20 protein-coding genes are annotated in these 22,584 nt (G+C 73.7%); 5 read left to right on the top strand and 15 right to left on the bottom strand.

What is annotated here, in order from left to right:
• Positions 1-2 precede the first annotated feature (2 nt).
• From ABZW32_RS22455 to ABZW32_RS22440, 4 genes are read right to left on the bottom strand one after another with little or no spacing between them, the layout of a single operon-like run.
• Positions 3-782: a CDP-alcohol phosphatidyltransferase family protein gene (locus ABZW32_RS22455; RefSeq protein WP_356218389.1), complete on the bottom strand. Its 780-nt coding sequence runs from the start codon at positions 780-782 to the stop codon at positions 3-5.
• A complete protein-coding gene (locus ABZW32_RS22450) occupies positions 760-1,821 on the bottom strand; it encodes an iron-containing alcohol dehydrogenase family protein (protein WP_356218387.1) in 1,062 nt (353 codons plus the stop codon). Before ABZW32_RS22450 ends, ABZW32_RS22455 begins: the two co-directional genes overlap by 23 nt.
• Entirely contained in the window at positions 1,809-2,561 is a 753-nt protein-coding gene (locus tag ABZW32_RS22445) for a phosphocholine cytidylyltransferase family protein (protein ID WP_356218386.1), read from the bottom strand. The genes ABZW32_RS22450 and ABZW32_RS22445 overlap by 13 nt, the downstream gene beginning before the upstream one ends.
• Positions 2,558-4,339, bottom strand: a complete 1,782-nt coding sequence (locus ABZW32_RS22440) for a DUF5941 domain-containing protein (protein ID WP_356218423.1) — start codon at positions 4,337-4,339, stop codon at positions 2,558-2,560. The genes ABZW32_RS22445 and ABZW32_RS22440 overlap by 4 nt, the downstream gene beginning before the upstream one ends.
• Before the next feature lie 459 nt (positions 4,340-4,798).
• On the opposite strand from ABZW32_RS22440, the gene ABZW32_RS22435 reads away from it, so the two are divergent.
• Both ABZW32_RS22435 and idi read left to right on the top strand, forming a co-directional pair.
• Positions 4,799-6,046 carry a bifunctional class I SAM-dependent methyltransferase/N-acetyltransferase gene (locus ABZW32_RS22435; RefSeq protein WP_356218421.1) on the top strand — a complete coding sequence of 416 codons (1,248 nt, stop codon included), beginning with the start codon at positions 4,799-4,801 and terminating at the stop codon, positions 6,044-6,046.
• Positions 6,047-6,180: 134 nt separating this feature from the next.
• Positions 6,181-6,780, top strand: a complete 600-nt coding sequence (gene idi, locus ABZW32_RS22430; protein WP_356218384.1) for an isopentenyl-diphosphate Delta-isomerase — start codon at positions 6,181-6,183, stop codon at positions 6,778-6,780.
• A gap of 119 nt (positions 6,781-6,899) precedes the next feature.
• On the opposite strand, the gene ABZW32_RS22425 is transcribed toward idi, so the two are convergent.
• On the bottom strand, positions 6,900-7,430 hold the full coding sequence (locus ABZW32_RS22425) for an ATP-binding protein (protein ID WP_356218382.1): 531 nt from the start codon (positions 7,428-7,430) through the stop codon (positions 6,900-6,902).
• A gap of 291 nt (positions 7,431-7,721) precedes the next feature.
• Between ABZW32_RS22425 and ABZW32_RS22420 the strand changes: the two genes are divergently transcribed.
• Positions 7,722-8,471, top strand: coding sequence for an enoyl-CoA hydratase/isomerase family protein (locus tag ABZW32_RS22420; RefSeq protein WP_356218380.1), 750 nt, complete (start codon positions 7,722-7,724; stop codon positions 8,469-8,471).
• 10 nt (positions 8,472-8,481) lie between these two features.
• On the opposite strand, the gene ABZW32_RS22415 is transcribed toward ABZW32_RS22420, so the two are convergent.
• The gene (locus ABZW32_RS22415; protein WP_356218378.1) at positions 8,482-9,492 is read right to left on the bottom strand and encodes a YafY family protein; all 1,011 of its coding nucleotides are present in this window, start codon (positions 9,490-9,492) and stop codon (positions 8,482-8,484) included.
• Positions 9,493-9,585: 93 nt separating this feature from the next.
• On the opposite strand from ABZW32_RS22415, the gene ABZW32_RS22410 reads away from it, so the two are divergent.
• Complete coding sequence (locus ABZW32_RS22410) at positions 9,586-9,984, top strand: VOC family protein (protein WP_356218376.1); 399 nt, start codon at positions 9,586-9,588, stop codon at positions 9,982-9,984.
• Positions 9,985-10,092: 108 nt separating this feature from the next.
• Here ABZW32_RS22410 and ABZW32_RS22405 read toward each other — a convergent pair whose 3' ends face one another.
• Together ABZW32_RS22405 and ABZW32_RS22400 are read right to left on the bottom strand one after the other, a co-directional pair.
• Complete coding sequence (locus tag ABZW32_RS22405; protein WP_356218375.1) at positions 10,093-10,716, bottom strand: DJ-1/PfpI family protein; 624 nt, start codon at positions 10,714-10,716, stop codon at positions 10,093-10,095.
• Between the two features lie 213 nt (positions 10,717-10,929).
• The gene (locus tag ABZW32_RS22400; RefSeq protein WP_356218373.1) at positions 10,930-11,889 is read right to left on the bottom strand and encodes a GlxA family transcriptional regulator; all 960 of its coding nucleotides are present in this window, start codon (positions 11,887-11,889) and stop codon (positions 10,930-10,932) included.
• 112 nt (positions 11,890-12,001) lie between these two features.
• Here ABZW32_RS22400 and ABZW32_RS22395 point away from each other — a divergent pair, with 112 nt between their 5' ends.
• Positions 12,002-13,639 carry an ABC-F family ATP-binding cassette domain-containing protein gene (locus ABZW32_RS22395; RefSeq protein ID WP_356218371.1) on the top strand — a complete coding sequence of 546 codons (1,638 nt, stop codon included), beginning with the start codon at positions 12,002-12,004 and terminating at the stop codon, positions 13,637-13,639.
• A gap of 102 nt (positions 13,640-13,741) precedes the next feature.
• Here the strand turns inward: ABZW32_RS22395 and ABZW32_RS22390 are convergent, their stop codons facing one another.
• The 7 genes from ABZW32_RS22390 to ABZW32_RS22360 form a co-directional block, all read right to left on the bottom strand.
• On the bottom strand, positions 13,742-14,668 hold the full coding sequence (locus tag ABZW32_RS22390; RefSeq protein WP_356218369.1) for a C40 family peptidase: 927 nt from the start codon (positions 14,666-14,668) through the stop codon (positions 13,742-13,744).
• 34 nt (positions 14,669-14,702) lie between these two features.
• Complete coding sequence (locus tag ABZW32_RS22385) at positions 14,703-15,911, bottom strand: SPFH domain-containing protein (protein WP_356218368.1); 1,209 nt, start codon at positions 15,909-15,911, stop codon at positions 14,703-14,705.
• A 139-nt stretch (positions 15,912-16,050) separates the two neighbouring features.
• Complete coding sequence (locus ABZW32_RS22380) at positions 16,051-16,824, bottom strand: SDR family oxidoreductase (protein WP_356218366.1); 774 nt, start codon at positions 16,822-16,824, stop codon at positions 16,051-16,053.
• Positions 16,825-16,831: 7 nt separating this feature from the next.
• Positions 16,832-18,028: an MAB_1171c family putative transporter gene (locus ABZW32_RS22375; RefSeq protein ID WP_356218365.1), complete on the bottom strand. Its 1,197-nt coding sequence runs from the start codon at positions 18,026-18,028 to the stop codon at positions 16,832-16,834.
• Entirely contained in the window at positions 18,018-18,470 is a 453-nt protein-coding gene (locus ABZW32_RS22370) for a hypothetical protein (RefSeq protein ID WP_356218363.1), read from the bottom strand. The genes ABZW32_RS22375 and ABZW32_RS22370 overlap by 11 nt, the downstream gene beginning before the upstream one ends.
• A gap of 314 nt (positions 18,471-18,784) precedes the next feature.
• A complete protein-coding gene (locus ABZW32_RS22365; RefSeq protein ID WP_356218361.1) occupies positions 18,785-21,274 on the bottom strand; it encodes a Tex family protein in 2,490 nt (829 codons plus the stop codon).
• A gap of 78 nt (positions 21,275-21,352) precedes the next feature.
• Positions 21,353-22,216 (bottom strand): hypothetical protein, encoded by an 864-nt coding sequence (locus ABZW32_RS22360; protein WP_356218359.1) that lies wholly within the window; start codon positions 22,214-22,216, stop codon positions 21,353-21,355.
• Positions 22,217-22,584 lie beyond the last annotated feature (368 nt).

Here is a 22,584-nt window from a genome sequence, read left to right as displayed (position 1 = left end):
GGTCACTTGAGCCTGCTGGAGGCCAGGATCGACACCAGGTGCAGCACGGTCTGGAGCAGCGCGATGCCGGCCAGGACGGCCACGCCGAGCCGGGTGAAGAACAGGTCGCCGCGGACCTGGTCCAGGACGGCCAGCACCAGGATGAGCAGTGAGGCCTCGATGCCCAGCACCAGGCGGTGGAACTTGAGCGCGGAGGCGGCCCGGCGGGCCAGGGCCATGCCGGAGGAGCGGGGCTCGGAGGCGGCCTCCTTGACCGGCTCCTTGCCCGTCTGGTGGCGGGCGACGCCGACCAGGTCGGTCTCGGCCTTGATCAGGATCGCGCCGAGCGCCGCGAGGGTGCCCAGGAAGGCCCACAGCCAGTCGATGCGCCCGCCGCCCCACAGGTCGCTGGCGCGCAGGCCGAAGCCGACCAGGACGGCCGCGTCGCACAGGTAGGCGCCGACCCGGTCCAGGTAGACCCCGGCGAGCGAGTACTGCTTCTTCCAGCGGGCGACCTCGCCGTCGACGCAGTCGAGCAGCAGGTACAGCTGGACCATGACCACGCCGAGGACGGCGCCCCAGATGCCGGGCACCAGGAGGGCGGGCGCGGCGAGGACACCGGCGAGGGTCATCACGTAGGTCAGCTGGTTGGGCGTGACCTTGGTGCCGACCAGGAGACGGGTGATGCGCAGGGAGATCTCGCGCATGTAAAGGCGGCCGCCCCAGTGCTCTCCACTGCGCCGGTCCTTGACGCCCGGCGGGTGAACGACGGGCCGGAGTTCAGCTACGGATGGTCTGGGCATAGTCGGCGTAAGCGTCCCTGATCTCGGCTGCGGACAGGTTGAGGTGCTCCAGGATGGTGAAGCGTCCCGGGCGGGTCTGGGGGGCGTAGTCGACGGCCGCGACGAACTCGTCCACGCTGAACCCGATCTCCTCGGGCAGCACGGGCAGCCCGTGGCGGCGCAGGACCTCGGCGAACAGCCCGGACTGCTCGCCGGCGCCGCGCAGGTGCATGGCGAAGGCGGCACCGATGCCGACCTGCTCGCCGTGGAGCGCGGAGCGTCCCGGGTAGAGCAGGTCGAAGGCGTGGCTGATCTCGTGGCAGGCGCCGGACGAGGGCCGGGTGTCGCCGCTGATCGACATGGCGATGCCGGAGAGCACGAGGCCCTCGGACAGCACGGTGAGGAACTCGTCGTCCCCGCATCCGCCGGGGTGGCGCAGGACCGACTCGCCCGCCGTGCGGGCCATGGCGGCGGCCAGGCCGTCGACGGCCTCTCCGGTGATCGCGTGCGAGAGCTCCCAGTCGGCGATGGCCGAGATGTTGGAGATCGCGTCGCCGATGCCCGCGCGGATGAACCGCACCGGCGCGTCCTTGATCACATCCAGGTCGATCACCATGGCGATCGGCGTGGGCACGCCGTAGGAGCCGCGCCCGTTGTCGTTGTCCAGGATGGACACCGGGGAGCAGATCCCGTCGTGCGACAGGTTGGTGGCGACGGCCACCATGGGCAGGCCGACCCGCGCCGCGGCGTACTTCGCAACGTCGATGATCTTGCCGCCGCCCAGGCCCACGACGGCGTCGTAGCGGCGGCCCTTTATGTCGTCGGCCAGCTTGACCGCGGAGTCGATGGTGCCGTCGACGACCGGGTACCAGTCGGCGTGCGGCAGGACGGGCTCCAGCTTGGCGCGCAGCGCCTGGCCGGAGCCCCCGCTGATCGCCACCGCGAGCTTGCCGGACGCGGAGATGCGCTGGTCGGCGAGGAGGCCGGCCAGGTCGTCCATCGCCCCTCGGCTGATGTCGACGACAACGGGCGAGGGGATCAGCCGCGTCAGTACCGGCATGCGATCGTCCGGCCCTTGGCGAGGTCGTCGTGGTTGTCGATCTCGACCCACGCGACGTCTCCGATGGGCGCGACGTCGATGGTGAAGCCGTCGTTGACGAGCTGCTGGTAGCCGTCCTCGTAGTAGAGGTCGGGGTCCCGCTCGAAGGTGGTCTTCAGCGCCTCGGCGAGCTGCTCGGCGGCCTCGGGCTCGATGAGGGTGACGCCGATGTACTCGCCCGTCGCGTCGGCCGGGTCCATCAGCTTGGTGATCTTTCGCACTCCCAGGCCGTCGGCGGTGACGACCTTCATCTCCTCGTCGGCCAGGTTCTTGACCGTGTCGAGGGCCAGGATGATCTTCTGGCCGTTGCCGCGGGCGGCGAGGAGGGTCTTCTCGACGGAGACCGGGTGGACGGTGTCGCCGTTGGCGAGGATCACGCCCTGCTTCAGGACGTCACGCGCGCACCACAGGGAGTAGGCGTTGTTCCACTCCTCGGCCTTGTCGTTGTCGATCAGCGTGATCTTGACGCCGTACTTGGCCTCCAGCGCCTCGCGGCGCTCGTAGACGGCCTCCTTGCGGTAGCCGACGACGATGGCGACCTCGGTGAGGCCGACCTCGGCGAAGTTGCCCAGGGTCAGGTCGAGGACCGTCAGGCTCTCCTCCTGCCCCTCGGGGCCGACCGGCACGAGGGCCTTGGGCAGGGTGTCGGTGTAGGGACGCAGGCGGCGTCCGGCACCGGCAGCGAGTACAAGGCCGATCATGCTGGTTCTCCTTCGTCATGTACGGCGGGTGCTCCGGCGGAGACCCAGAAGCGGATGCTCTCCACGAGCACCACCAGAGCCACGAACACGGCCGTGACCGTGAGCGCGACGGGGAAGTCCGCCGCGCGCGACGCCAGGACGGCGGCCAGCACCGCGGTGAGCAGCACCCGGCCCTCGTGCCCGCCGATCGTCCGCACCAGCCAGTGCGGGGGCGCGCCGGTGCCACCGCGGATGCGGTAGACCGTGTCGTAGTGATGGTAGGCGACCGCCGCGATCAGGCCGAATGCCGCCGGGAGCGCGCCGGGGACGTCCGCCTTGACGGCGAGGACCAGGACGGTGGTGTATTCGGCGGCCCGGAACAGCGGCGGCAGCAGCCAGTCCAGCGCGCCGCGCAGCGGGGCGCCGACGGCGTCGCCGCTGAGCAGCGCGTACAGCAGGGCGGCGTAGACGACCGTCATCGAGCCGAAGGGCTCGTAGCAGGCGGCGGCGACCACGAGGACCGCGCCGAGCACGGCGAAGGGCAGGCGCAGCGTGCGCGCGGGGTGGGAGACGAACCTGGCGACCAGCTCGGCGAGGGGGCCGGAGTCGGTGAGGTCCAGGAGTGCCTGCGCGGCCCGGTCGGTGCGCTTCGCCTTGCGGGTCAGGGAGCGCAGGACCCGGCCGGCGGTGGTGTAGAGGGCGCCGAAGGCGCAGCCGACCAGCAGGGCGTAGAAGACGATGCGCGGGGTGGTGAAGGCGGTCAGGACCGCGATCATGGCCCAGCGCTCACCGATCGGCAGGATGATCATCCTGCGGACCCAGACCGTCCAGCCGACGCTGTCGAGCCGGCCGGACAGGGCTGCCGTCGGGCTCGTGTTGGCGGTGGCGTCGTGGTTGGCCTCGTTGAAGGCGAAGTCGACGACGTGCCGGCAGGTCATGAGGATCATCGCGCCGAGTGCGAGGGCCCACACGTCGTCGCCGTTCCTGGCGGAGCCGAGCGCGAGGCCCGCGTAGAAGGAGTACTCCTTCGCGCGGTCGAAGGTCGCGTCGAGCCAGGCGCCCATCGTCGAGTACTGGAGCGAGTAGCGGGCGAGCTGCCCGTCGGTGCAGTCCAGGACGAAGGAGACGAGCAGCAGGACGCCGGCCACGACGTAGCCCCAGCGGTCGCCGGTGGCCGCGCAGCCCGCCGCGATCAGGGCGGTGACCAGCGAGGCCGTGGTGACCTGGTTCGGGGTGAGGCCGCGGCGCGCGCACCAGCGGGCGATGTAGCGCGAGTACGGGCTGATGCAGAAGGTGGTGAAGAAGCCGTCGCGGGACTTCACCGCGGTGCGCAGCCGCACCGCTTCGTCGTCCACGGCGGCGACGGCGGCGACGGCCTCGGCCCGCTCCGCATCGGTGCCGGGCACGGCGGCGACCAGGGTGCCGAGCTCGGGCCGCTGGACGGTGGTGCCGTCGGCCTCGACGGCGGCGGCGAGCCGGTCGGCGTAGGGTCCGGCGCCCGCGGGCGCGAGGGCCGCGGCCCGGTCGAGCGCGGCGCGGGCCCCGGGCCGCACGGTGAAGGCTCCGGTCACGGCGCAGGCGTCGAAGCGCGGGTCGGTCAGCGCGAGGCGCAGCGCATGCGGGTGCCCGACGAAGGCGCTGTCGACGACGGCCACCCGCTGGTCGGCCGGTACGTCGGCCAGCGCGGCGGCGGTGCCTTCGGGACCGGTGACCGGGCGGACGTCGAACCCGAGCGACCGGAGCTCGTCTTCAAGCGGTGATCCGGGGACCGGCAGGCCGGTGAGGATGACGGTCGACAGACGGACTCACTCCTTGCAGCGAACTTCTCGACGGGGCGCCCGGTGGGGCGGCGCGGCACGTCGGCAGAGGCTATCGGATGAATGGAACGCCGTATTCATCAGCCTTTCGGGCCCCTCCAGGGGGCTTTGGCCTCGGATGTTAGGGTGGTCGTCGGCGTGTACGAATACCCGTGAGCACGTCCCGGAACGAGGAAAGAGGTGGATTGATGACCGTCGCAGTGGTCGCTGCCGAGCGCGGCGAACTCCGGTACGTCCCCGTTTCCTCCCTCCGGGCTTCCGGCCGGGCCTGAGCACACCGTTCGGTCCCGTCGGCCGGAGCCCCCTGTCCAAGGGCTCACGTTGACCGACCACACCGACCACACCGACCACACCCACATCTCCGACAGCGCCGCCGCCACCGGCTCCGCCTCCGCCCCCTCCGCCGCCTCCGGTCCCGACGGGGCCTTCCTCGCGGCCTTCATGGAGCTGCACCACGGCCTGCCCCGGCAGTCCCCCGGCTCCGACGGGACCACCCGCCACCTGCTGTCCCTGTGCGGACCGCTGCCCGAGCGGCCGCGCGTCCTGGACCTGGGCTGCGGTCCCGGCAGCAGCGCGCTGCTGCTCGCCGCCGAGGCGGGCGGGCCTGCCGGGACCGGCCTCGCCGAGGTGACCGCCGTCGACCTGCACGAACCCTTCCTCGCCGAACTGCGCGCCGCCGCGGAGGCCCGCGGCCTCGGCGGCCGCGTCGAGGCGGTCCGGGCGGACATGGGCGCGCTCCCGTACGAGGACGGCTCCTTCGACCTCGTGTGGGCCGAGGGCTCCGCCTACTGCATCGGCTTCGACCGGGCGCTCGCCGAGTGGAAGCGGCTGCTGGCACCCGGCGGCACCCTGGTGCTGACCGAGTGCGAGTGGACCGCCGAGGAGCCTTCCGCCGGAGCGCGGGCCTTCTGGGACCCGCAGTGCGCGCTGCGGTCCGCCGCCCGCAACACCGCCGCCGCCCAGGCGGCCGGGTACCGGGTGCTGGGCACCCACCTCCAGCCGGACTCCGACTGGGCCGGGTACTACGGCCCGCTGGCCGACCGGGCCGGGGCCGCGCGGGCCTCGACCCCGGCGGCCGAGGCGGCCCTGGCCGCCACGCGCGAGGAGATCGCCGTACGGGAGCGGCACGGTCACGAGTACGGCTACCGGGGCTACGTCCTGACGCCGGTGACCGCCGGGGACGGGGACCGCTGGCCGGTCCGGCCCGAGACCGCGGCGCAGGCGGCGGCCGTGCGGGCCGTCAACCTGGCGGCCTTCGACACCCCGCTGGAGGCTGATCTCGTGGACGCGCTGCGCGCCGACGCCGCCTGGCTGCCGGGGCTCTCCTACGTGGCCGGGCGTCCCGACGGCTCGGTGGCGGCGCACGCCCTGCTGACCCGGTGCACGGTGGACGGCGCACCCGCGCTGGCGCTCGCTCCGGTGGCCACCGATCCCCCGGCGCAGCGGTCGGGCGCCGGCAGCGCGGTCGTCCGGGCCCTGCTCGCGGCGGCCCGGGAGCGGGGAGAATCGCTGGTCCTGGTCCTCGGGCACCCCGCGTACTACGCCCGCTTCGGGTTCGTACCGGCCTCGCTCTTCGGGATCCGGGCCCCCTTCGAGGTGCCCGACGAGGCGATGATGGCGCTGGTCCTCGACGATTCCGTCCCGGTGCCGGGGGGAACCATCACCTACCCGGCCCCGTTCGGGATCTGACGGCGCGGCCCACCCGTCCGCCCCCGCCGCGTGCCTAGCACGTGGCGGGGGCGGACATGCGCTGATCTCCGAAGTGGGGACAAGACTCTTTTGTACGGCAGACTGAAGGCCGGAGTCCGAAGCGAAGGATGGGTATGCCGACCACACCAGCCACCGACGCCAGCAGCGCGTCCGCCGGCACCGGAACTCAGGAATCGATCATGCTTGAACTGGTCGACGAGTCCGGCAACACCATCGGCACGGCGGAGAAGCTCTCCGCCCATCAGGCGCCCGGCCTGTTGCACCGGGCGTTCTCCGTGTTCCTCTTCGACGAGCGGGGCCGGCTGTTGCTCCAGCAGCGCGCCCTCGGGAAGTACCACTCCCCCGGCGTCTGGTCGAACACCTGTTGCGGCCACCCCTACCCCGGTGAGTCCCCGTTCGCGGCTGCGGCCCGGCGGACCCACGAGGAGCTGGGGCTGTCGCCCTCCCTGCTCGCCGAGGCGGGGACGGTGCGCTACAACCACCCGGACCCGGCGTCCGGGCTGGTCGAGCAGGAGTACAACCACCTGTTCGTGGGACTGGCGCAGGCGGCACCGGATCCGGATCCGGAGGAGGTCGGCGACACGGCCTTCGTCACGGCCGAGGAGCTGGCGAAGCGGCATGCCGAGGTGCCGTTCTCGGCCTGGTTCATGACGGTCCTGGACGCGGCCCGGCCCGCGATCCGCGAGCTGACGGGCGACGCGGCGGGCTGGTAGCCGCGACTCCCTCCGGCCGGGCTCCCGTACCGGCTCCCGTCCTTTCGGGCCGGGCTCGTCCGGGGCGGGCTCGTCCAGGGCCGGCTCGGCCGGGGCGCGTCCGTCCGGGGCGGGCCGGCTCAGAGCCCGGGGGCCGGTGCGGTGAGCGGCAGGGCGGCCCAGATCACCTTGCCGCCGGTCGAGGTGTGCTCGACGTCACACACCCCGCCGGCCTCCCGCGTGACCTCGCGGACCAGCAGCAGGCCCCGGCCGCCGGTCTGGCCGAAGTCGGCCTCCAGCGCCTTGGGCCGGTACGGGTGGTTGTCCTCGACGGCCACCCGTACCCATTCCCGGCCCACCGCCACCTCGACGGCGACCTCCGGGGAGAGCAGGGCCGCGTGCCGGACCGAGTTCGTCACCAGTTCGGAGACGATCAGCAGCAGGGAGTACACCAGGTCCTGCGTGGCCGGCACCCCCTGGCGGCCGAGCAGGTCGCGGACCGCGCGGCGGGCCTGCGGAACGGATTCTTCTACCGCCGGCGCGGTGAAGCGCCACACCCCTTCGTACGCGAGGGGGTCCGCCGGAGCCGGCGCCTCCCCCTCCCTGGCTGGCGGGACGCTCCCGCTGTCGTTCATCTTCCGGCCCCCGTCTTCGCGCTCGATCGTCTCCACGTGCCAAGAGTGGGGACGGGACCGGTCCGGACCTCGTCGCTGACCAGAAGTCAGCGCCTTTCGGACACTTTTTGACCGGTGGCGTATGACAGAGTCAGTTGTACGACCGTTCTTGATCCGGCGCGGGGTCCTGCGCAGCGGTCTCCCGCGCCCCGTCCACCGCGCCCGGCCCATGGCCCCTCGTCCGCCCTGACCAGGCCGAGGACGCGCCGCGCGCCCGTCACGCCCGTCCCGCCCGGGGACGGACTCCCCTTGATCGCGGCATCGACCGGCCGGGATAGCATCCGGCGCATGGACGCAGCCCTCCGCACCACCGTCGCCGACGGCGTGGCCACCGTCGTCATCTCGCACCCTGCCAAGCGCAACGCCATGACCGCCGCGATGTGGCGGGCCCTGCCCGAGCTGCTGCCGCGGCTCGCTGCGGACCCGGACGTCCGGGTCCTGGTGCTGACCGGGGACGGTCCGACTTTCTGCGCGGGCGCCGACATCTCCTCCCTCAGGGGCGACGACGATCCGCAGGCCCTGTCGGTCGCCGCGGAGGAGGCCCTGGCCGCTTTCCCGAAGCCGACCGTGGCGGCGGTCCGGGGCTTCTGCGTGGGCGGCGGCAGCCAGCTGGCGGCCGCGTGTGACCTGCGGTTCGCCGAGGAGGGCGCCTCCTTCGGGGTGACCCCGGCGAAGCTGGGGATCGTCTACCCGGCCTCCTCGACCCGGCGGCTGGCCTCCGTGGTCGGCCCGGCCTGGGCCAAGTACCTGCTGTTCTCCGCGGAGTTGATCGGCGCGGAGCAGGCACTGCGGGCCGGGTTCCTGCACGAGCTGCTGCCGGCCGGGCAACTGGACAAGCGGGTGGCCGATTTCACCCGGATCCTCACCACCCGCTCGTGGCTGACGCAGGCGGCGGCGAAGGAGTTCGCGGACGGCCGCACCGACCGGGACGCGTACTGGGCGGAGCGGGCGGCGGCGAGCAGCGACACCGCGGAGGGTGTCGCCGCCTTCCTGGAGCGGCGGGCACCGCGCTTCGGCCGGCCGCCGGCGGACTGCTAGCCGCGCCGTCTCATGACATCGGTTCCTCACGGTCGGGCCCGGCGGCGTAGGACGTGAGGCGATCGGCGAGCGCGATGACGAGGTCGCGGAGTTCATCGGGGCGCTCGATGACGAACGGCCGGTCGAGTGAGGCGAGTACCGGGGGCAGCCAGTCGAGCCGCTCCGCCCGCAGCTCGACGCGCCGCCAGCGCTCGGTCGCGCCGTCCTCGCCGGCCGCGGACTCGCACTCCTCCAGGCTCGCGACGGCGGCCGGAAGGCGGGCGCGGATCTGCTCGACCGTCCCGTGGATCCGCAAGGTCACCTCATTCCGGTACTCGGCCGTGGCGAACCCCGACAACACGCGCTGTTCCGGACCGGGACCCGCCGGCGCTTCGAACGAGCCGGGCAGGGCCCGCGCGTCCGCGATGCGATCGAGCCGGAAGGTTCGGTCCTCGCCGATCCGGGCGTCCTGGCCCGTCACGTACCACCGGCCCGCATGGGCGACGATCCCGTACGCGTGCAGCGTGCGTTCGCTGCGCCGTCCGTCACGGTCGGTGTAGCGGATCGAGACCGGTCGGTGGTGGCGCACCGCATCGGCGATCGTGAGCAGGACCCCGGCGTCCGGGGTGTCGAACCCGCCGGGCCGCTCCGTGAAGGCGAGGGCGTCCAGGAGCGTGTCGACCCGACGGGCGATGTGCTTGGGCAGCACCCGCCGGATCTTCGCCGACGCCGTCTCGCTCGCCGCGCGCTCCGCCGTCGTCAACCCCGCTCGGCGGCCCGCGACCAGGCCGAGCACCACGGCCAGCGCCTCGTCGTCGCTGAGCATGAGCGGAGGCAGGCGGTACCCGGGAGCCAGCCGGTACCCGCCGTAACGGCCGCGCACCGATTCCACGGGCACGTCGAGGTCGATCAGCTGGTCCACGTACCGGCGCACGGTGCGCCCTTCGACGCCGAGCCGGTCGGCGAGTTCGGCCACCGTCCGGGTGCCGCCCGACTGCAGCAGCTCCAGGAGTGTCAGCACGCGGCCGGTCGGTCGAGGCATGTCGGCAGCCTAACGCGAATACCGGACCGATTCTGTCCACTATTCCTCCTAGCCTGCGACGTACACGCCTCCAGCACGGCCAAGGAGATTCCCATGCACTTCGTCTCGATCCGCATCATCACCGGCGACGTCGCACGCCTCGTCGACTTCTACGAGCGGGCCACGGGGGCGCGGGCGACCTGGGCCACCGAGGACTTCGCCGAACTCCGGACCGAGGGCGCCACCCTCGCGATCGCCGGCACCCGCACCGTCCCGCTGTTCGCCCCGGGATCCGCCCGCCCGGCGGACAATCACAGCGTGATCACCGAGTTCCTCGTCGACGACGTGGACCGCGTCCACCAGAACCTGACCGGCTTCGTCACCGAGTTCGTCAACGGGCCCACCACGATGCCCTGGGGCAACCGGTCGCTGCTGTTCCGCGACCCCGACGGCAACCTCGTCAACTTCTTCACCCCCGTCACCCCTGCGGCCATCGAGAAGTTCACACGCTGACGCCGCGCACAGCCGCGCACAGCCGCTCACGCGGGAGCCCTGAGGTCCCGGGGCTCCCGGTGAACGCGGGCTCCTCGAACGACCAGGGTCCCGGGACACCACGACCGGCTAGCGCACGGCGCCGCGCAGCCGGGCGACGATCTCCGCCGGGGCCTTGTCCGGGGACCCGGCGTCGTAGGGCGGCTGCGGGTCGTACTCGCACATCAGCTGTACGGTCTGGGCGTACTCGTCGCCGGCGATCCGGCCGAGCAGGCCGAGGCCCATGTCGATGCCGGAGGACACCCCGGCGGCCGTGACGTACTTCCCGTCGTAGACCACCCGCTCACCGGTGGGCCGGGCGCCGAAGGAGGGCAACCGGTCGAGGTAGAGCCAGTGCGAGGTGGCCCGGCGGCCGTCGAGCAGCCCGGCGGCGGCGAGCAGGAGCGAGCCGGTGCAGACGGACGTGGTCCAGGTGGTGGTGGCGTCGACGGCGCGCAGCCAGTCGAGGACGGCGGGGTTCTTCATCTCCTCCTCGGGGTGCGGCCCACCGGGCACGACGACGACGTCGGGCCGGGTGACCTCGTCGAGCGCCTTGTCGGCGACGAGCGCGAGCGACCCGTTGTCGGTGCGTACGGGGCCGGGCCGCTCGGAGACGAACACGGTCTCGGCGCCCTGGAGCCGGCCGAGGGTGTCGAAGGGTCCGATGGCGTCGAGGGCGGTGAATCGGTCGTAGAGCAGTACGGCGATCTGCATGGCTCCTCCGGAGCGGTCGATGATCGGGCCCCGCCGGGAAACCCCCGCCGGAACCACCCCCGGGACACGGCCCGGGGGGACGGAGCCGCACCCGGGGTGACCGGGCACAGCCAGGATGAACGGGCCCGACGCGCACGGCGGCGCACGACCCGCCCGGTCGGGCGCGGCCCCGCACGGTCGGCCACCGGCCCGCGCGGGCCGGCCCTGCGGAGGCTAGGGGCCGAAGCGGCGGCGGTACTCCGTCGGGGGCTGCCCCAGGTGGCGGACGAAGGCGCGGCGGAGTGCCTCCGGGGTCCGGTAGCCGCAGGCCCGCGCGACCTGCGCGACCCCCTCGCCGCCCTCCTCCAGCAACCTGCGGGCGTGCTCCACCCGCACCCGCTCCACGTACCGCCCCGGCGTCACCCCCGTCTCCGCCTGGAAGGCCCGTGCGAAGTGCCGCGGCGACAGCGCGGCCCGCGCCGCGAGCGCCTCCACGCTCAGGTCCCCGCCCGGGTGCTCGGTGATCCACTGCTGCACGTCGCGCAGCGGCTCCCGCCGTGCCGTCTGGGCGGCCAGCTGGGCGCTGAACTGCGCCTGGTTCCCCGGCCGGCGCAGGAACACCACCAGTTGGCGGGCGATCAGCAGCGCCACGTCCCGCCCGAGGTCCTCCTCCACCAGCGCCAGCGCCAGGTCGATCCCGGCGGTGACCCCGGCGGAGGTGGAGACCGGGCCGTCCCGTACGTAGATGGGGTCCGGTTCCACCGACACCCGGGGGTAGTCCCGCGCCATCTGCTCGCAGCAGTACCAGTGCGTCGTCGCCCGGCGGCCGTCGAGCAGCCCGGCTTCGGCCAGCAGCAGTCCGCCGGTGCACACCGACACCAGCCGCCGCGCGCGTCCCCCGTACGCGCGCAGCCAGTCGGTGAGCCGGGGCTCGAAGTCGCCCCGGTACCGGCCCCCCGGCACCAGCAGGGTGGTGCCGGGACCCGGCCGGGCGCCCTCCAGGTCCCCGTCGGGGACCAGGGTCAGCCCGCTGTCGGTCCGGACCGGCGCCCCGCCCGGGGACACCGTCCGGATCGCGTACCCGCCGCGGCCGCCCGGACAGCGCGCGGCCGCGGCGAACACCTCGACCGGCCCGGTGACGTCCAGGCTCTGCACCCCGTCGTAGAGGACGACGAGCACGTTTGGCAACGACATGCCTCCATGGTGTGATCCGGGTCCGATGGCCGCAATGACGGGGATCCCACCTATCCGGACATCACCCCACGGCGGCGGGCCCGCCCCGGCGCGCGGATAGGATCGGGGCATCATGACTGCAACCCTCGTCGCCAAGGACCTCACCGCCGCGCACGGTGAGCGCACGCTCTTCGCCGATCTCGACCTCGTCGTCGCGCCCGGCGACGTCATCGGACTCGTCGGCGTCAACGGCGCCGGGAAGTCGACCCTGCTGCGGATGCTCGCCGGGCTGGACACCCCGGAGACCGGTGAGCTGCGGCTCTCCCCGCCCGGCGCGGCCGTCGGGCACCTCCCGCAGGAGCCGGAGCGGCGCCCCGGCGAGTCGGTGCGCGAGTTCCTGGCCCGCCGTACCGGCGTCGCCGCCGCGCAGGCCGCTCTCGACGAGGCCACGCAGGGCCTGGTCGACGGGACCCCGGGCGCGGACGACGCGTACGCGGACACCCTGGACCGCTGGCTGAACCTGGGCGGCGCCGACCTCGACGAGCGGGCCCAGGAGGTCGCGGACGAGCTGGGCCTCGCCGTGAGCCTGGACCTGCCGATGGCGGCCCTGTCCGGTGGCCAGGCGGCCCGCGCCGGGCTGGCCTCGCTGCTGCTGTCCCGCTACGACGTGTTCCTCCTGGACGAGCCCACCAACGACCTGGACCTGGCCGGTCTGGAGCGGCTGGAGCAGTTCGTGAAGGGGCTGCGCGCGGGCACGGTCGTGATCAGCCACGACCGCGAGTTCCTGACCCGGACGGTCACCAAGGTCCTCGAACTCGACCTGGCGCAGCAGCAGATCAACCTCTACGGCGGCGGCTACGAGTCCTACCTGGAGGAGCGGGAACGGGCGCGCGGCCACGCCCGCGAGGAGTTCGAGGAGTACGCGGGCAAGAAGGCCGCCCTGGAGGGCCGGGCCCAGATGCAGCGCAACTGGATGGACAAGGGCGTGCGCAACGCCCGCCGCAAGGCGAGCGACAACGACAAGATCGGCAAGAACCTGCGCGGGGAGTCCAGCGAGAAGCAGGCCGCCAAGGCCCGCCAGACGCAGCGGGCGATCGAGCGCCTGGAGGTCGTCGAGGAGCCGCGCAAGGAGTGGGAGCTGCGCATGGAGATCGCGGCGGCCCCGCGCTCCGGCTCGGTCGTCGCGACCCTGCGCGAGGCGGCCGTCAAGCGGGGGGACTTCACGTTCGGCCCGGCGAGCCTGCAGATCGACTGGGCGGACCGGGTGGCGATCACCGGGGCCAACGGCGCCGGCAAGTCCACCCTGCTCGCGGTCCTGCTCGGACGGCTCGCCCCGGACTCGGGCTCCGCCACCCTCGGTTCGGGGGTGCTGGTCGGCGAGGTGGACCAGGCCCGCGGGCTGTTCCTCGGTGACGAGCCGTTGCTGGAGGCCTTCTGCGCGGCGGTCCCGGACACCGAGCCGGCGGAGGTGCGCACGCTGCTCGCCAAGTTCGGCCTGAAGGCCGCGCACGTACTGCGCCCGGCGGCCACCCTCTCCCCCGGCGAGCGGACCCGGGCGGCGCTGGCTCTGCTCCAGGGCCGCGGGGTGAACCTCCTCGTCCTGGACGAGCCGACGAACCACCTCGACCTGCCGGCGATCGAGCAGCTGGAATCGGCCCTGGAGTCCTACGAGGGCACCCTGCTGCTGGTCACCCACGACCGCCGCATGCTCGACGCCGTCCACGTGACCCGCCGCCTGGAGGTCGCGGACGGCAGGGTCACCGAGCTCTAGCTCCGTGCTCCGAGGGTCGTCGAGACCCGCTCCGCGCCCGGCAGACGCGGCCGGACCCCACCCGTGGGCGGGGTCCGGGGCGCTGTGGGAACGGCCGGCGGACTAGCGGACCCTTCCGTAGAGGTTCGGGTTGTAGTCGCTGAAGGAGGAGATCCGGACGTTCTTGCCCGGACGCGGGGCCTCCAGGTACTTGCCGTCGCCGAGGTAGATCGCCACGTGGTCGACGCCGGAGGCGCGGCCGTTGTTCGACCAGAACACCAGGTCGCCGCGGCGGAGTTCGGAGCGGGAGATGGGGGTGGTGGCCCGGTACTGGTCGTCGGCGACCCTGGGGAGCGGGATTCCGGCGCTGCCGTAGGCGGCCTTCACCAGGCCCGAGCAGTCCCAGCCGTACGGGCCGTTGCCGCCCCAGACGTACGGGTGGCCGAGCTTGTTCATGGCGAACGATATGGCGGCCTCGGTGCCGTGCCGCACCGGGGTGCCGGAACCGGAACCACCGCCGCCGGGCTTCGAGGACCCGCCGGCAGTGGAGCCGCCGCCCGTGGAGCCCCCGCCCGTGTTGCGCTCGTACTTGTCCTTGTGGCCGGTCCACCACCAGTGGCCGTTCTTCTTGTACCAGTACACCCGGTCGATCTGGTCCCAGCCCTGCTTGCCCCGGAACACCGGCTCCGAGGTACGCGCCCCGGACGCGGACGACCCGGACGACCCGGACGACGACGAGCCGCCGGCCTTGTCGCTCTGACCGGTCTTCGCCAGGTACTTGCTGTGGTGCGAGGTCCAGCGCCACCAGCCGGTCTCGTCCTTGTACCAGTACTTCGACCCGTCCCAGCCGGCGTGGCTCGGTGCCGGTTCGGCCGAGGCCGCGCCGGCACCGGTACCGACCAGCACGGCGGCGCCGACCGCGGCGACCACGGCCCCGCGCAGCGTGCAGCGGGAGCGGGCGGCGGCGGTGCCGCGGCCGGCGGCCGTGCGGACACAGCCGACGCAGTCGCAGCGTTCCTGTATCTCCTCGGTGAATGCGGGCGCGCGCATGGGTGCTTCCTCTCTCGGGGATGGCGAAACGGGTTCAGTGGGCGTCGGCGGCGGTGCCGCGCGCCGTGTAGAAGGCCACGGTCAAGTCCTTGACCAGGGCCTTGCGTTCGTAGTCGTCGAGGCTGACGAGGCCCCGGTCGGACATGCGGTGGACGGTGTCGTCGACCGCGTCGATGACCGAGGTGAGGACGGAGTCCCGGTGCCGGGCGTCGATGGCCGCGATCCGGCGGCGCTGCATGGCCCGCGCGACCTCCGGCGCGTACTCGATGCGCACGGGGCGGGCGGAGAACACCTCGATGCCGACGGCACGGCATTCCGCGGCGAGCAGCCGGGTCAGCGCCTCGCCGACCGCCTCGGTGTCGCGCAGGGTTTCCCGCCCGGACTCGTCGAAGGAGTCGGCCGGCACCCGGGACAGCACCCGGGCGGTCGCGGACTCCACCTGTTCCCGCAGGTAGCCGGCGTGGTCGTCGACGGACAACAGCGCCCGGGCGGTGTCCTTGACCCGCCAGACGACCAGCACCACGGCATGCAGCGCGGTGCCTTCGGCGTCGACCACGGACAGCGGTTCACTGCGCCAGTGCCGCAGCCGTACGTCGATCCGGACACGGCGGAGGAACGGGGCGGCCCACGTCAGTCCGGTGCGCCGCACCGTGCCCCGGTAGCGTCCGAACAGGGTCAGCACCGTGGCGTGACCGGCGCGGCCGCGCCTCAGGCCGACGAGTGCCAGGAGGGCGAGCAGCACGCAGCCGGCCAGGGCCGCGACGGGCCGGGCATCGACGGGGAGCGACGGGCGCGGCACCCCGTAGCGGACCACGAGCAGGCCCGCCCCCGTGCCGGCGGCGGCGGTGGCCAGCAGTGCCCACCAGCCGGAGCACGCCCGTGCGGGCCGTTCGGCGAGCTCGCGGTCGACCGCCGGGGGCAGGGTCCGGCGTTGCGCCTCGGAGGCCGGGGCGCGGGCGGGACCCGGTGTACGGGCGGGACCCGGGGCGCGGGCGGGAGCGGGGACCGCGCCGCGGGGGGCCCGCGGGTGGACGGGCCCGGTCCACGCGGCCGCCGGTACGGACGGTCGCTCGACGGTGTCGGGGTCGGGGTCGGCGGGCGGGACGGGCGGGGCCACCGGGGCCTCGTCGCGGAACAGCGGCCCCGGCCCGACGGGATCGCGGTAGGGCCGGACCAGCACCCCGGGTACCGCACCGGTTCCGGTTCCGATTCCGGTTCCGGTCCCCTTCGTTCTCTCCGACACGGGCACCCCACAGCTGCAAAGATGATCAAGGATGGATCGATCTTCGCCCGATGGGGCAAGGCGCACATACGGCAAAAGTCCCTAAAGATCGGGGCTTTGGCCCCGACTCGAACCCGGCGGGGGCCCCGGGCCGCCGCGGCTACTGCTGCGGGGCACTCCGCTTCCGGGGGAGCCTGCGGGCCACGAAGCCCCGCGGCAGGTGCCGTGCCGCGAGGGCGTACGCCTGGTAGTGCCGGCCGGTGATGCTGACCGGCCGGCGGCGGGCCAGGTCCCGCAGGGCCTTGTCCACGACCGCCTCAGGCTCCAGCCACACGGCGTCGCGCAGGGCGCTGACGTCCATCCCGGCGCGCTCCTGGAACTCGGTACGGGTGAAGCCCGGGACCACGGCCAGCACCCGGACCCCGTAGGGCTCCATGTCCACCCGCAGGGACTCGCTGAAGGCGGTGACCCAGGCCTTCGCCGCCCCGTACGTGCCGGTCGGGAGGAGTCCCGCGACGGAGGCGATGTTGAGCACGGCACCCCGGCGGCGCTCGCGCAGGCCGGGCAGCAGGGCGTGGGTGAGCCGGAGCGGGACCTTGACCAGCAGGTCCAGCATCCGTTCCTCGTCCTCGACCGGGTTGTACGGGAAGGGCGCGGGCAGCCCGAAGCCGGCGTTGTTGACCAGCATGTCCACGGGCTGGGCCGGGTCGGCGAGCCGGGCCTCGACGGTGGCGCACTGCTCCGGGTCCAGCAGGTCGGCGGGCAGTACCTCGCAGGCGGCCCCGAACTCGTGGCGCAGGCCGTCGGCCACGGATTCCAGGCGGGCCTTGTCGCGGGCGACGAGGACCAGGTCGCAGCCCTTGGCGGCGAAGCCGCGCGCGAAGGCCGCGCCCAGGCCGGCGCTGGCTCCGGTGATCAGAACGGTGGTGCTCAAGGGTGCGTCACTTCCTGTGCGGATCGGTGGTGAAGGCGGTGGTCTCGGGGGAGGCGTAGGCGCGGGCGACGTCGACCAGGAACCTGGCCTCGTCCTCCAGTCCGCCGCCCTCCTCGAAGGTCCGCATCGCGGCCGGGAGTTCCAGGGCGGTGGCCCGGCCGGGCCGGCCGGAGCCTCCGGCGAGCTTCGCCCGTCGCGCCTCCTTCAGTACGCAGGCCAGCGCGGCGGCCGTGAGCCGCTGTTCGGGCACCAGGCTGCCGGCGACGTGGCGGCGGGCCCGTTCCGGCAGGCCCGGGGGCACGTACTCGCCGAGGATCAGGATCGCGTCGCGGGTCTCGATGACCTTGCGGTAGACCAGCAGGTTGCGCGGTACCGGCGGCCAGAGCAGCTCCAGGACCCGGCCGGTCCGGGGCTCGGAGAGGACGACGTGCGGGACGGCCTGGACCAGCTCGCGCCACAGGGGCCACAGCCGCCAGGCCATGACGGTGTCGGCGGTGGTGCGGCGCAGCGTGAACAGGGTGGGCACCACGATCGCGGCGGCGCGCAGCAGGCCGTGCAGGTTCATCATCAGCGGCAGGGCGGGCATCGCCCAGGTGCTGCCGAACAGGGCTTTGAGCAGGTACGCGAACCAGAACAGCCCGGCCAGCGCGGTGCCCAGCCCGAACAGCCGCAGCCCGGCCGCCAGGGCCCGGCTCTCGGCGCGCCGGCCGTAGCGCCAGCAGACGTACATGCAGACGGTGTTGGCGATGAGGTGGGCGGAGATGAGGACGAGCCAGTACGCGAGCGAGGGTACGGGCGGTCCGGCGGGCGGGATCGTGTGCGCGGTGTGGCCGGGCGCGGCGGCGTCCAGGGCCACGAGGGCGCCCAGCCAGAGCAGGGTTCCGGCCCAGGCGGCGAGCTGGAGCCTGCGGCCCCGGGTGGCGGCGGCGACGAAGTAGAGCACGGCGCCCGCGGACAGCACGCCGATGAGGTTGCGGACGAGGCCGACGGCGTGCGCGTAGCCGGGGTCGCGGCTCGTGGCGTAGGTGACGACGGCGGGCAGGTTCAGGGTCATCGCGGCGGCCGCGGTGGCGACCGCGAACCACAGTCCGCGCTGCTGCGGGGAGCGCAGGGCCGCGGGGGCGCGCAGCAGGACGGCGACCCACAGGCACACCACGCTGGGGACGGCGAGCCAGTCGCCGAGGGCGGCGAGGTCAGCTGCCATCGCGCGGGCCCCGCTCGTACCCCATGGCGGATTCGAGGCGGGCGAGGGCGCCCCGGGGTGCGGCGGTCGTGCGCGGGTGGCCGGAGCCCGCGGTCCGGGTGCGGATCATGCTCGCGAGCATCTCCGCCTCCCGTTCCTGGCGGGTGGTGTAGTTGGTGCGGCCGAGGACCACGGGCGCCCGGCCGTCGGTCTCCTGGCCTTCCAGGGAATGGTGGCCGAAGAGGATGTGGCCGAGCTCGTGGAGCACGATGTGCTCCCGGTGCAGGGGGGTGGTGTGGGCCTCGTAGAAGACGTAGTCCACGGTCTCGGTGCCCACCCACAGTCCGCAGACGCCGGATTCGGCGGCCTCCGGGGGCAGCGGGTGCAGCCGGATCGGGCGGCCGCGCTGTTCCGCGATGCGTGCGCACAGGGCGTCCAGGGAGAACGGGTGCGTCAGGTCCATGTGACCGAGAATCGTCTCGCACCGTTTGCGCAGGCTGGGGTTCCGGTGGGGCATGTGTTCCCTCTGCGGACCCTTTCTCGGGCAGCGTCGATAGGCGTGGGGGGTGGGCATCGGCATGGCGTCCTGTGCCTTGAGGCGGCCTCGGGAGGGCGGTTCCCGGGGCCGGAAATGCGGAAGCCCGTCCGCGGGTGACGAACGGGCGTTCCACCATGCCTACAGATCAACTACGCGGATTGGCAAGGTCCGTTCCCCGGTGAGGTAGCTATTCGGCCACTCTTGCCGGTCTGCCGGAGCCTTGCCTTCCGATCGCGGTCCTACGAGCGCCCCCGGCGGTCGTCCGGGCCGGTGAGACCGGCGCGGCGCAGGGCGTCGGCCATGGCGCTGTTGGCGGGCGCGGGCGCGCCGGAGCGCTGACCGCCGCCCTGCCCGCCCTGCTGCCGGCCACTCTGGCCGCCCTGACCGCCCTGGCCGCGCCGGCCCTGTCCCTGGCCCTCGCCCTGCCGCTGGCCCTGCTTCTGTCCCTGGCCCTGACCCTGGCCCTGTCCCTGGCCGCGCTGCTGCGGGGGCCGGCCTCCGCCGCGGCGCTCCTGGCGTTCCTCACGGGGGCGGGGGGTGCCCGCCGTCCGCTCGGCCTCGTCCTCCAGCCGCAGCGTGAGCGAGATCCGCTTGCGGGGGATGTCCACGTCCATGACCTTGACCCGGACGATGTCGCCCGGCTTCACGACGTCCCGCGGGTCCTTGACGAAGGTCTTCGACAGGGCCGACACGTGCGCCAGGCCGTCCTGGTGGACGCCGATGTCGATGAAGGCGCCGAAGGCGGCCACATTGGTCACCACCCCTTCCAGGATCATCCCGGGAGCCAGGTCGCCGATCTTCTCCACGCCCTCCTTGAAGGTGGCCGTCTTGAAGGCGGGGCGCGGGTCGCGGCCCGGCTTCTCCAGCTCGCGCAGGATGTCGCCGATGGTCGGCAGGCCGAAGGCCTCGGTGACGAACTGCTCCGGCCGCAGGGACCGCAGGACGGTGGAGTTGCCGATCAGGGCGGCCACCTCGGCGCCCGCCGTCTTGCCCATCGCCCGGACCACGGGGTAGGCCTCGGGGTGCACGCTGGAGGAGTCCAGCGGGTCGTCCCCGCCGCGGATGCGCAGGAAGCCCGCGCACTGCTCGTACGCCTTCGGGCCCAGGCGGGCCACGTCCTTGAGGCCGCGGCGGCTCCGGAAGGGGCCGTTGGCGTCGCGGTGGGCCACGATGTTCTCGGCGAGGGTGCCGCTGATGCCCGACACGCGCGAGAGCAGCGGCGCGGAGGCGGTGTTGACGTCCACGCCGACGCCGTTCACGCAGTCCTCGACGACCGCGTCGAGGGAGCGGGACAGCTTCATCTCGGACAGGTCGTGCTGGTACTGGCCCACGCCGATCGACTTCGGGTCGATCTTGACCAGTTCGGCGAGCGGGTCCTGGAGGCGGCGGGCGATGGACACCGCGCCGCGCAACGACACGTCCATGCCGGGCAGTTCCTGCGAGGCGAAGGCGGAGGCCGAGTACACGGAGGCGCCCGCCTCGGAGACCATCACCTTGGTGAGCCCCAGCTCGGGGTGACGGGCGATGAGGTCCCCGGCCAGCTTGTCGGTCTCGCGGGAGGCCGTGCCGTTGCCGATGGCGACCAGCTCGACCGCGTGCTCCTTGGCGAGGCGGGCCAGGGTGGCGAGGGAGGCGTCCCACTTGTTGGCGGGAACGTGCGGGTGGATCACGTCCGTGGCCACCACCTTGCCGGTCGCGTCGACGACGGCCACCTTGACCCCGGTGCGGAAGCCCGGGTCCAGGCCGAGGGTGGCGCGGGTGCCGGCCGGCGCGGCGAGCAGCAGGTCGCGCAGGTTGGCGGCGAAGACCCGTACGGCCTCGTCCTCGGCGGCGGCGCGCAGCCGCGTCCGCAGGTCGATGCCCAGGTGGACCTGGATCTTGGTGCGCCAGGCCCAGCGGACGGTGTCGGCCAGCCACTTGTCGCCGGGGCGGTCGCGGTCGGCGACGCCGAAGCGGCGGGCGATCAGGCCCTCGTACGTGGACGGGCCGGGGGCGTCGGCCGGCGGCTCGGGCTCCAGGTCGAGGGTGAGCACGTCCTCCTTCTCGCCACGGAGCATGGCGAGGACCCGGTGGGAGGGGAGGGCGGTGAAGGGCTCGGCGAAGTCGAAGTAGTCGGCGAACTTCGCGCCGGCCTCCTCCTGGCCGTCGCGGACCTTCGCGGCGAGCCGGCCGCGGGTCCACATGCGCTCGCGCAGGTCGCCGATCAGGTCGGCGTCCTCGGCGAACTTCTCGGTGAGGACGGCGCGGGCGCCCTCCAGGGCGGCCGCCGCGTCGGCGACGCCCCTGTCGGCGTCGACGAACGCGGCGGCGGCCACCGCCGGTTCGACGGAGGGGTCTGCCAGCAGGCCCTCGGCCAGCGGCTCCAGGCCGGCCTCGCGGGCGATCTGGGCCTTGGTGCGGCGCTTGGGCTTGAAGGGCAGGTAGATGTCCTCCAGCCGGGCCTTGGTGTCGGCCGCGTGGATCCTGGCCTCCAGTTCGGCGTCGAGCTTGCCCTGCTCGCGCACGGAGTCGAGGATCGCCGTGCGGCGGTCCTCCAGTTCGCGCAGGTAGCGCAGCCGCTCCTCCAGGGTGCGCAGCTGGGCGTCGTCGAGCATCTCGGTCGCTTCCTTGCGGTAGCGAGCGATGAACGGCACGGTGGAGCCGCCGTCGAGCAGCTCGACGGCGGCCTTGACCTGCCGTTCCCGTACGCCGAGCTCCTCGGCGATCCTGCCTTCGATGGACATCGTCACTGTGCGGTCCCGCCTGCCTTCGTTTGCGTGGAAGGCTGCCAATTGTGGCAGGTGGCGGTGCCGGACGGCGGGAGCCCCTCAGGCCTTTCCGGTGAGGTCGCGCGGGAAGGCTCCCGCGCCGACGGCCCGGCGGACGAATGCGCCGCCCAGTTCGTGGAGGCGGGCGAGGCCGTCCGCGCCGAGGTGCTCGTACGGGGCCGCGTCGAGGCGGTCGGTCTCGGCCTCCAGCCGCTCGCGCAGGGCGGTGCCCTCGTCGGTGAGCTCCCCGTCGGCGTCGAGGACCCCGCGGGCGCGCAGCCGGGCGGCCGCGGCGTCGAGGTCGTCCTGCTCCCAGCCCCGGATGGCCTTGTCCCACTTCGGGGTCATGCCGCGGCCGGTCGCGGCGTGGCTGACCAGGGCCTCCACGGGGTCCAGGCCGGTGAGGAGCAGCGCGGCCACGTGGCCGTCGCCCCGGTGCTCGCGCAGCAGGGTGGTGGCGTGCCACAGGCGCAGGTGCGGCTCGTCGGGGACGGGGAGGTCGGCGTGGGCGGCGTAGAGGGTGCGGCCGGAGCGGATGCAGCCCTCGGTGGCGCGCATCGCGAGGCCGGCGGCCTCCGCGAGTTCGGGGGAGGCGATGGCCTCGGGGCCGAGGAGGCGGCGCAGGGTGGTGTCGGCGGCGCGCAGCCGGGCGGCGAGGGCCTGCTCCGGGGTGATGGTGTCCCAGACCGCGGGGAGGTGCGCGGTGACGTAGTCGTGGCGGTAGTTGTAGAAGGTGGCGGTCACCGCACCGGGCCCGACGGCGCCCAGGGCGGCGGAGCGGCTGGCGAGGTTGACGGCGACCCGGTGGGTGACGCCGAGGGCCGCGAACTCGGTGGCGAGGTCGGGCGAGAAGTAGATCGTGGCGTGCAGGGGGTTGATCGCGGCGTGCCAGCAGTGCCGGGCGGCGTGCGGAGGAAGCGTCATGCGCCGCAGGTTACCGACTGCTCAGTATGTGGGGTAGCCCTGGGCCCCCGCCCGGAACGCCGCCCCGCGGCCCGGGCGGCCCCGACCGGACCCCCACCACCGACGCGCACCGCCCGGGAGCCGCTCACCCACCCGAACCCACCCAGCCCACCCGGGGGCTGGGGCACCGCCCCGGGGGCTGGGGGCCACCCCAGGGGCTGGGGGCACTGCCCACAGGTCCAGGCACCGCTGAGAGGCTGGGCACCGCCCACGCTCGGGCACCGCCCACACTCGGGCACCGCCCACACTCGGGCACCGCCCACACTCGGGCACCGCCCACACTCGGGCACCGCCCACACTCGGGCACCGCCCACACTCGGGCACCGCAC

The organism is Streptomyces sp. NPDC004667 (assembly GCF_040609475.1).
GTDB lineage: Bacteria > Actinomycetota > Actinomycetes > Streptomycetales > Streptomycetaceae > Streptomyces.
The sequence above is the reverse complement of the archived record's forward strand: the minus strand, read 5'-3'. Positions and strand labels throughout refer to the sequence as shown.

What these genes read in the sequence shown, in the direction of transcription:
- ABZW32_RS22455 (WP_356218389.1), bottom strand. Translation starts at nt 782, where the DNA reads ATGCCCAGACCATCCGTAGCTGAACTCCGGCCCGTCGTTCACCCGCCG.
- ABZW32_RS22450 (WP_356218387.1), bottom strand. Translation starts at nt 1,821, where the DNA reads ATGCCGGTACTGACGCGGCTGATCCCCTCGCCCGTTGTCGTCGACATC.
- ABZW32_RS22445 (WP_356218386.1), bottom strand. Translation starts at nt 2,561, where the DNA reads ATGATCGGCCTTGTACTCGCTGCCGGTGCCGGACGCCGCCTGCGTCCC.
- ABZW32_RS22435 (WP_356218421.1), top strand. Translation starts at nt 4,799, where the DNA reads ATGGAGCTGCACCACGGCCTGCCCCGGCAGTCCCCCGGCTCCGACGGG.
- idi (WP_356218384.1), top strand. Translation starts at nt 6,181, where the DNA reads ATGCCGACCACACCAGCCACCGACGCCAGCAGCGCGTCCGCCGGCACC.
- ABZW32_RS22420 (WP_356218380.1), top strand. Translation starts at nt 7,722, where the DNA reads ATGGACGCAGCCCTCCGCACCACCGTCGCCGACGGCGTGGCCACCGTC.
- ABZW32_RS22415 (WP_356218378.1), bottom strand. Translation starts at nt 9,492, where the DNA reads ATGCCTCGACCGACCGGCCGCGTGCTGACACTCCTGGAGCTGCTGCAG.
- ABZW32_RS22410 (WP_356218376.1), top strand. Translation starts at nt 9,586, where the DNA reads ATGCACTTCGTCTCGATCCGCATCATCACCGGCGACGTCGCACGCCTC.
- ABZW32_RS22405 (WP_356218375.1), bottom strand. Translation starts at nt 10,716, where the DNA reads ATGCAGATCGCCGTACTGCTCTACGACCGATTCACCGCCCTCGACGCC.
- ABZW32_RS22400 (WP_356218373.1), bottom strand. Translation starts at nt 11,889, where the DNA reads ATGTCGTTGCCAAACGTGCTCGTCGTCCTCTACGACGGGGTGCAGAGC.
- ABZW32_RS22395 (WP_356218371.1), top strand. Translation starts at nt 12,002, where the DNA reads ATGACTGCAACCCTCGTCGCCAAGGACCTCACCGCCGCGCACGGTGAG.
- ABZW32_RS22390 (WP_356218369.1), bottom strand. Translation starts at nt 14,668, where the DNA reads ATGCGCGCGCCCGCATTCACCGAGGAGATACAGGAACGCTGCGACTGC.
- ABZW32_RS22375 (WP_356218365.1), bottom strand. Translation starts at nt 18,028, where the DNA reads ATGGCAGCTGACCTCGCCGCCCTCGGCGACTGGCTCGCCGTCCCCAGC.
- ABZW32_RS22370 (WP_356218363.1), bottom strand. Translation starts at nt 18,470, where the DNA reads ATGGACCTGACGCACCCGTTCTCCCTGGACGCCCTGTGCGCACGCATC.
- ABZW32_RS22360 (WP_356218359.1), bottom strand. Translation starts at nt 22,216, where the DNA reads ATGACGCTTCCTCCGCACGCCGCCCGGCACTGCTGGCACGCCGCGATC.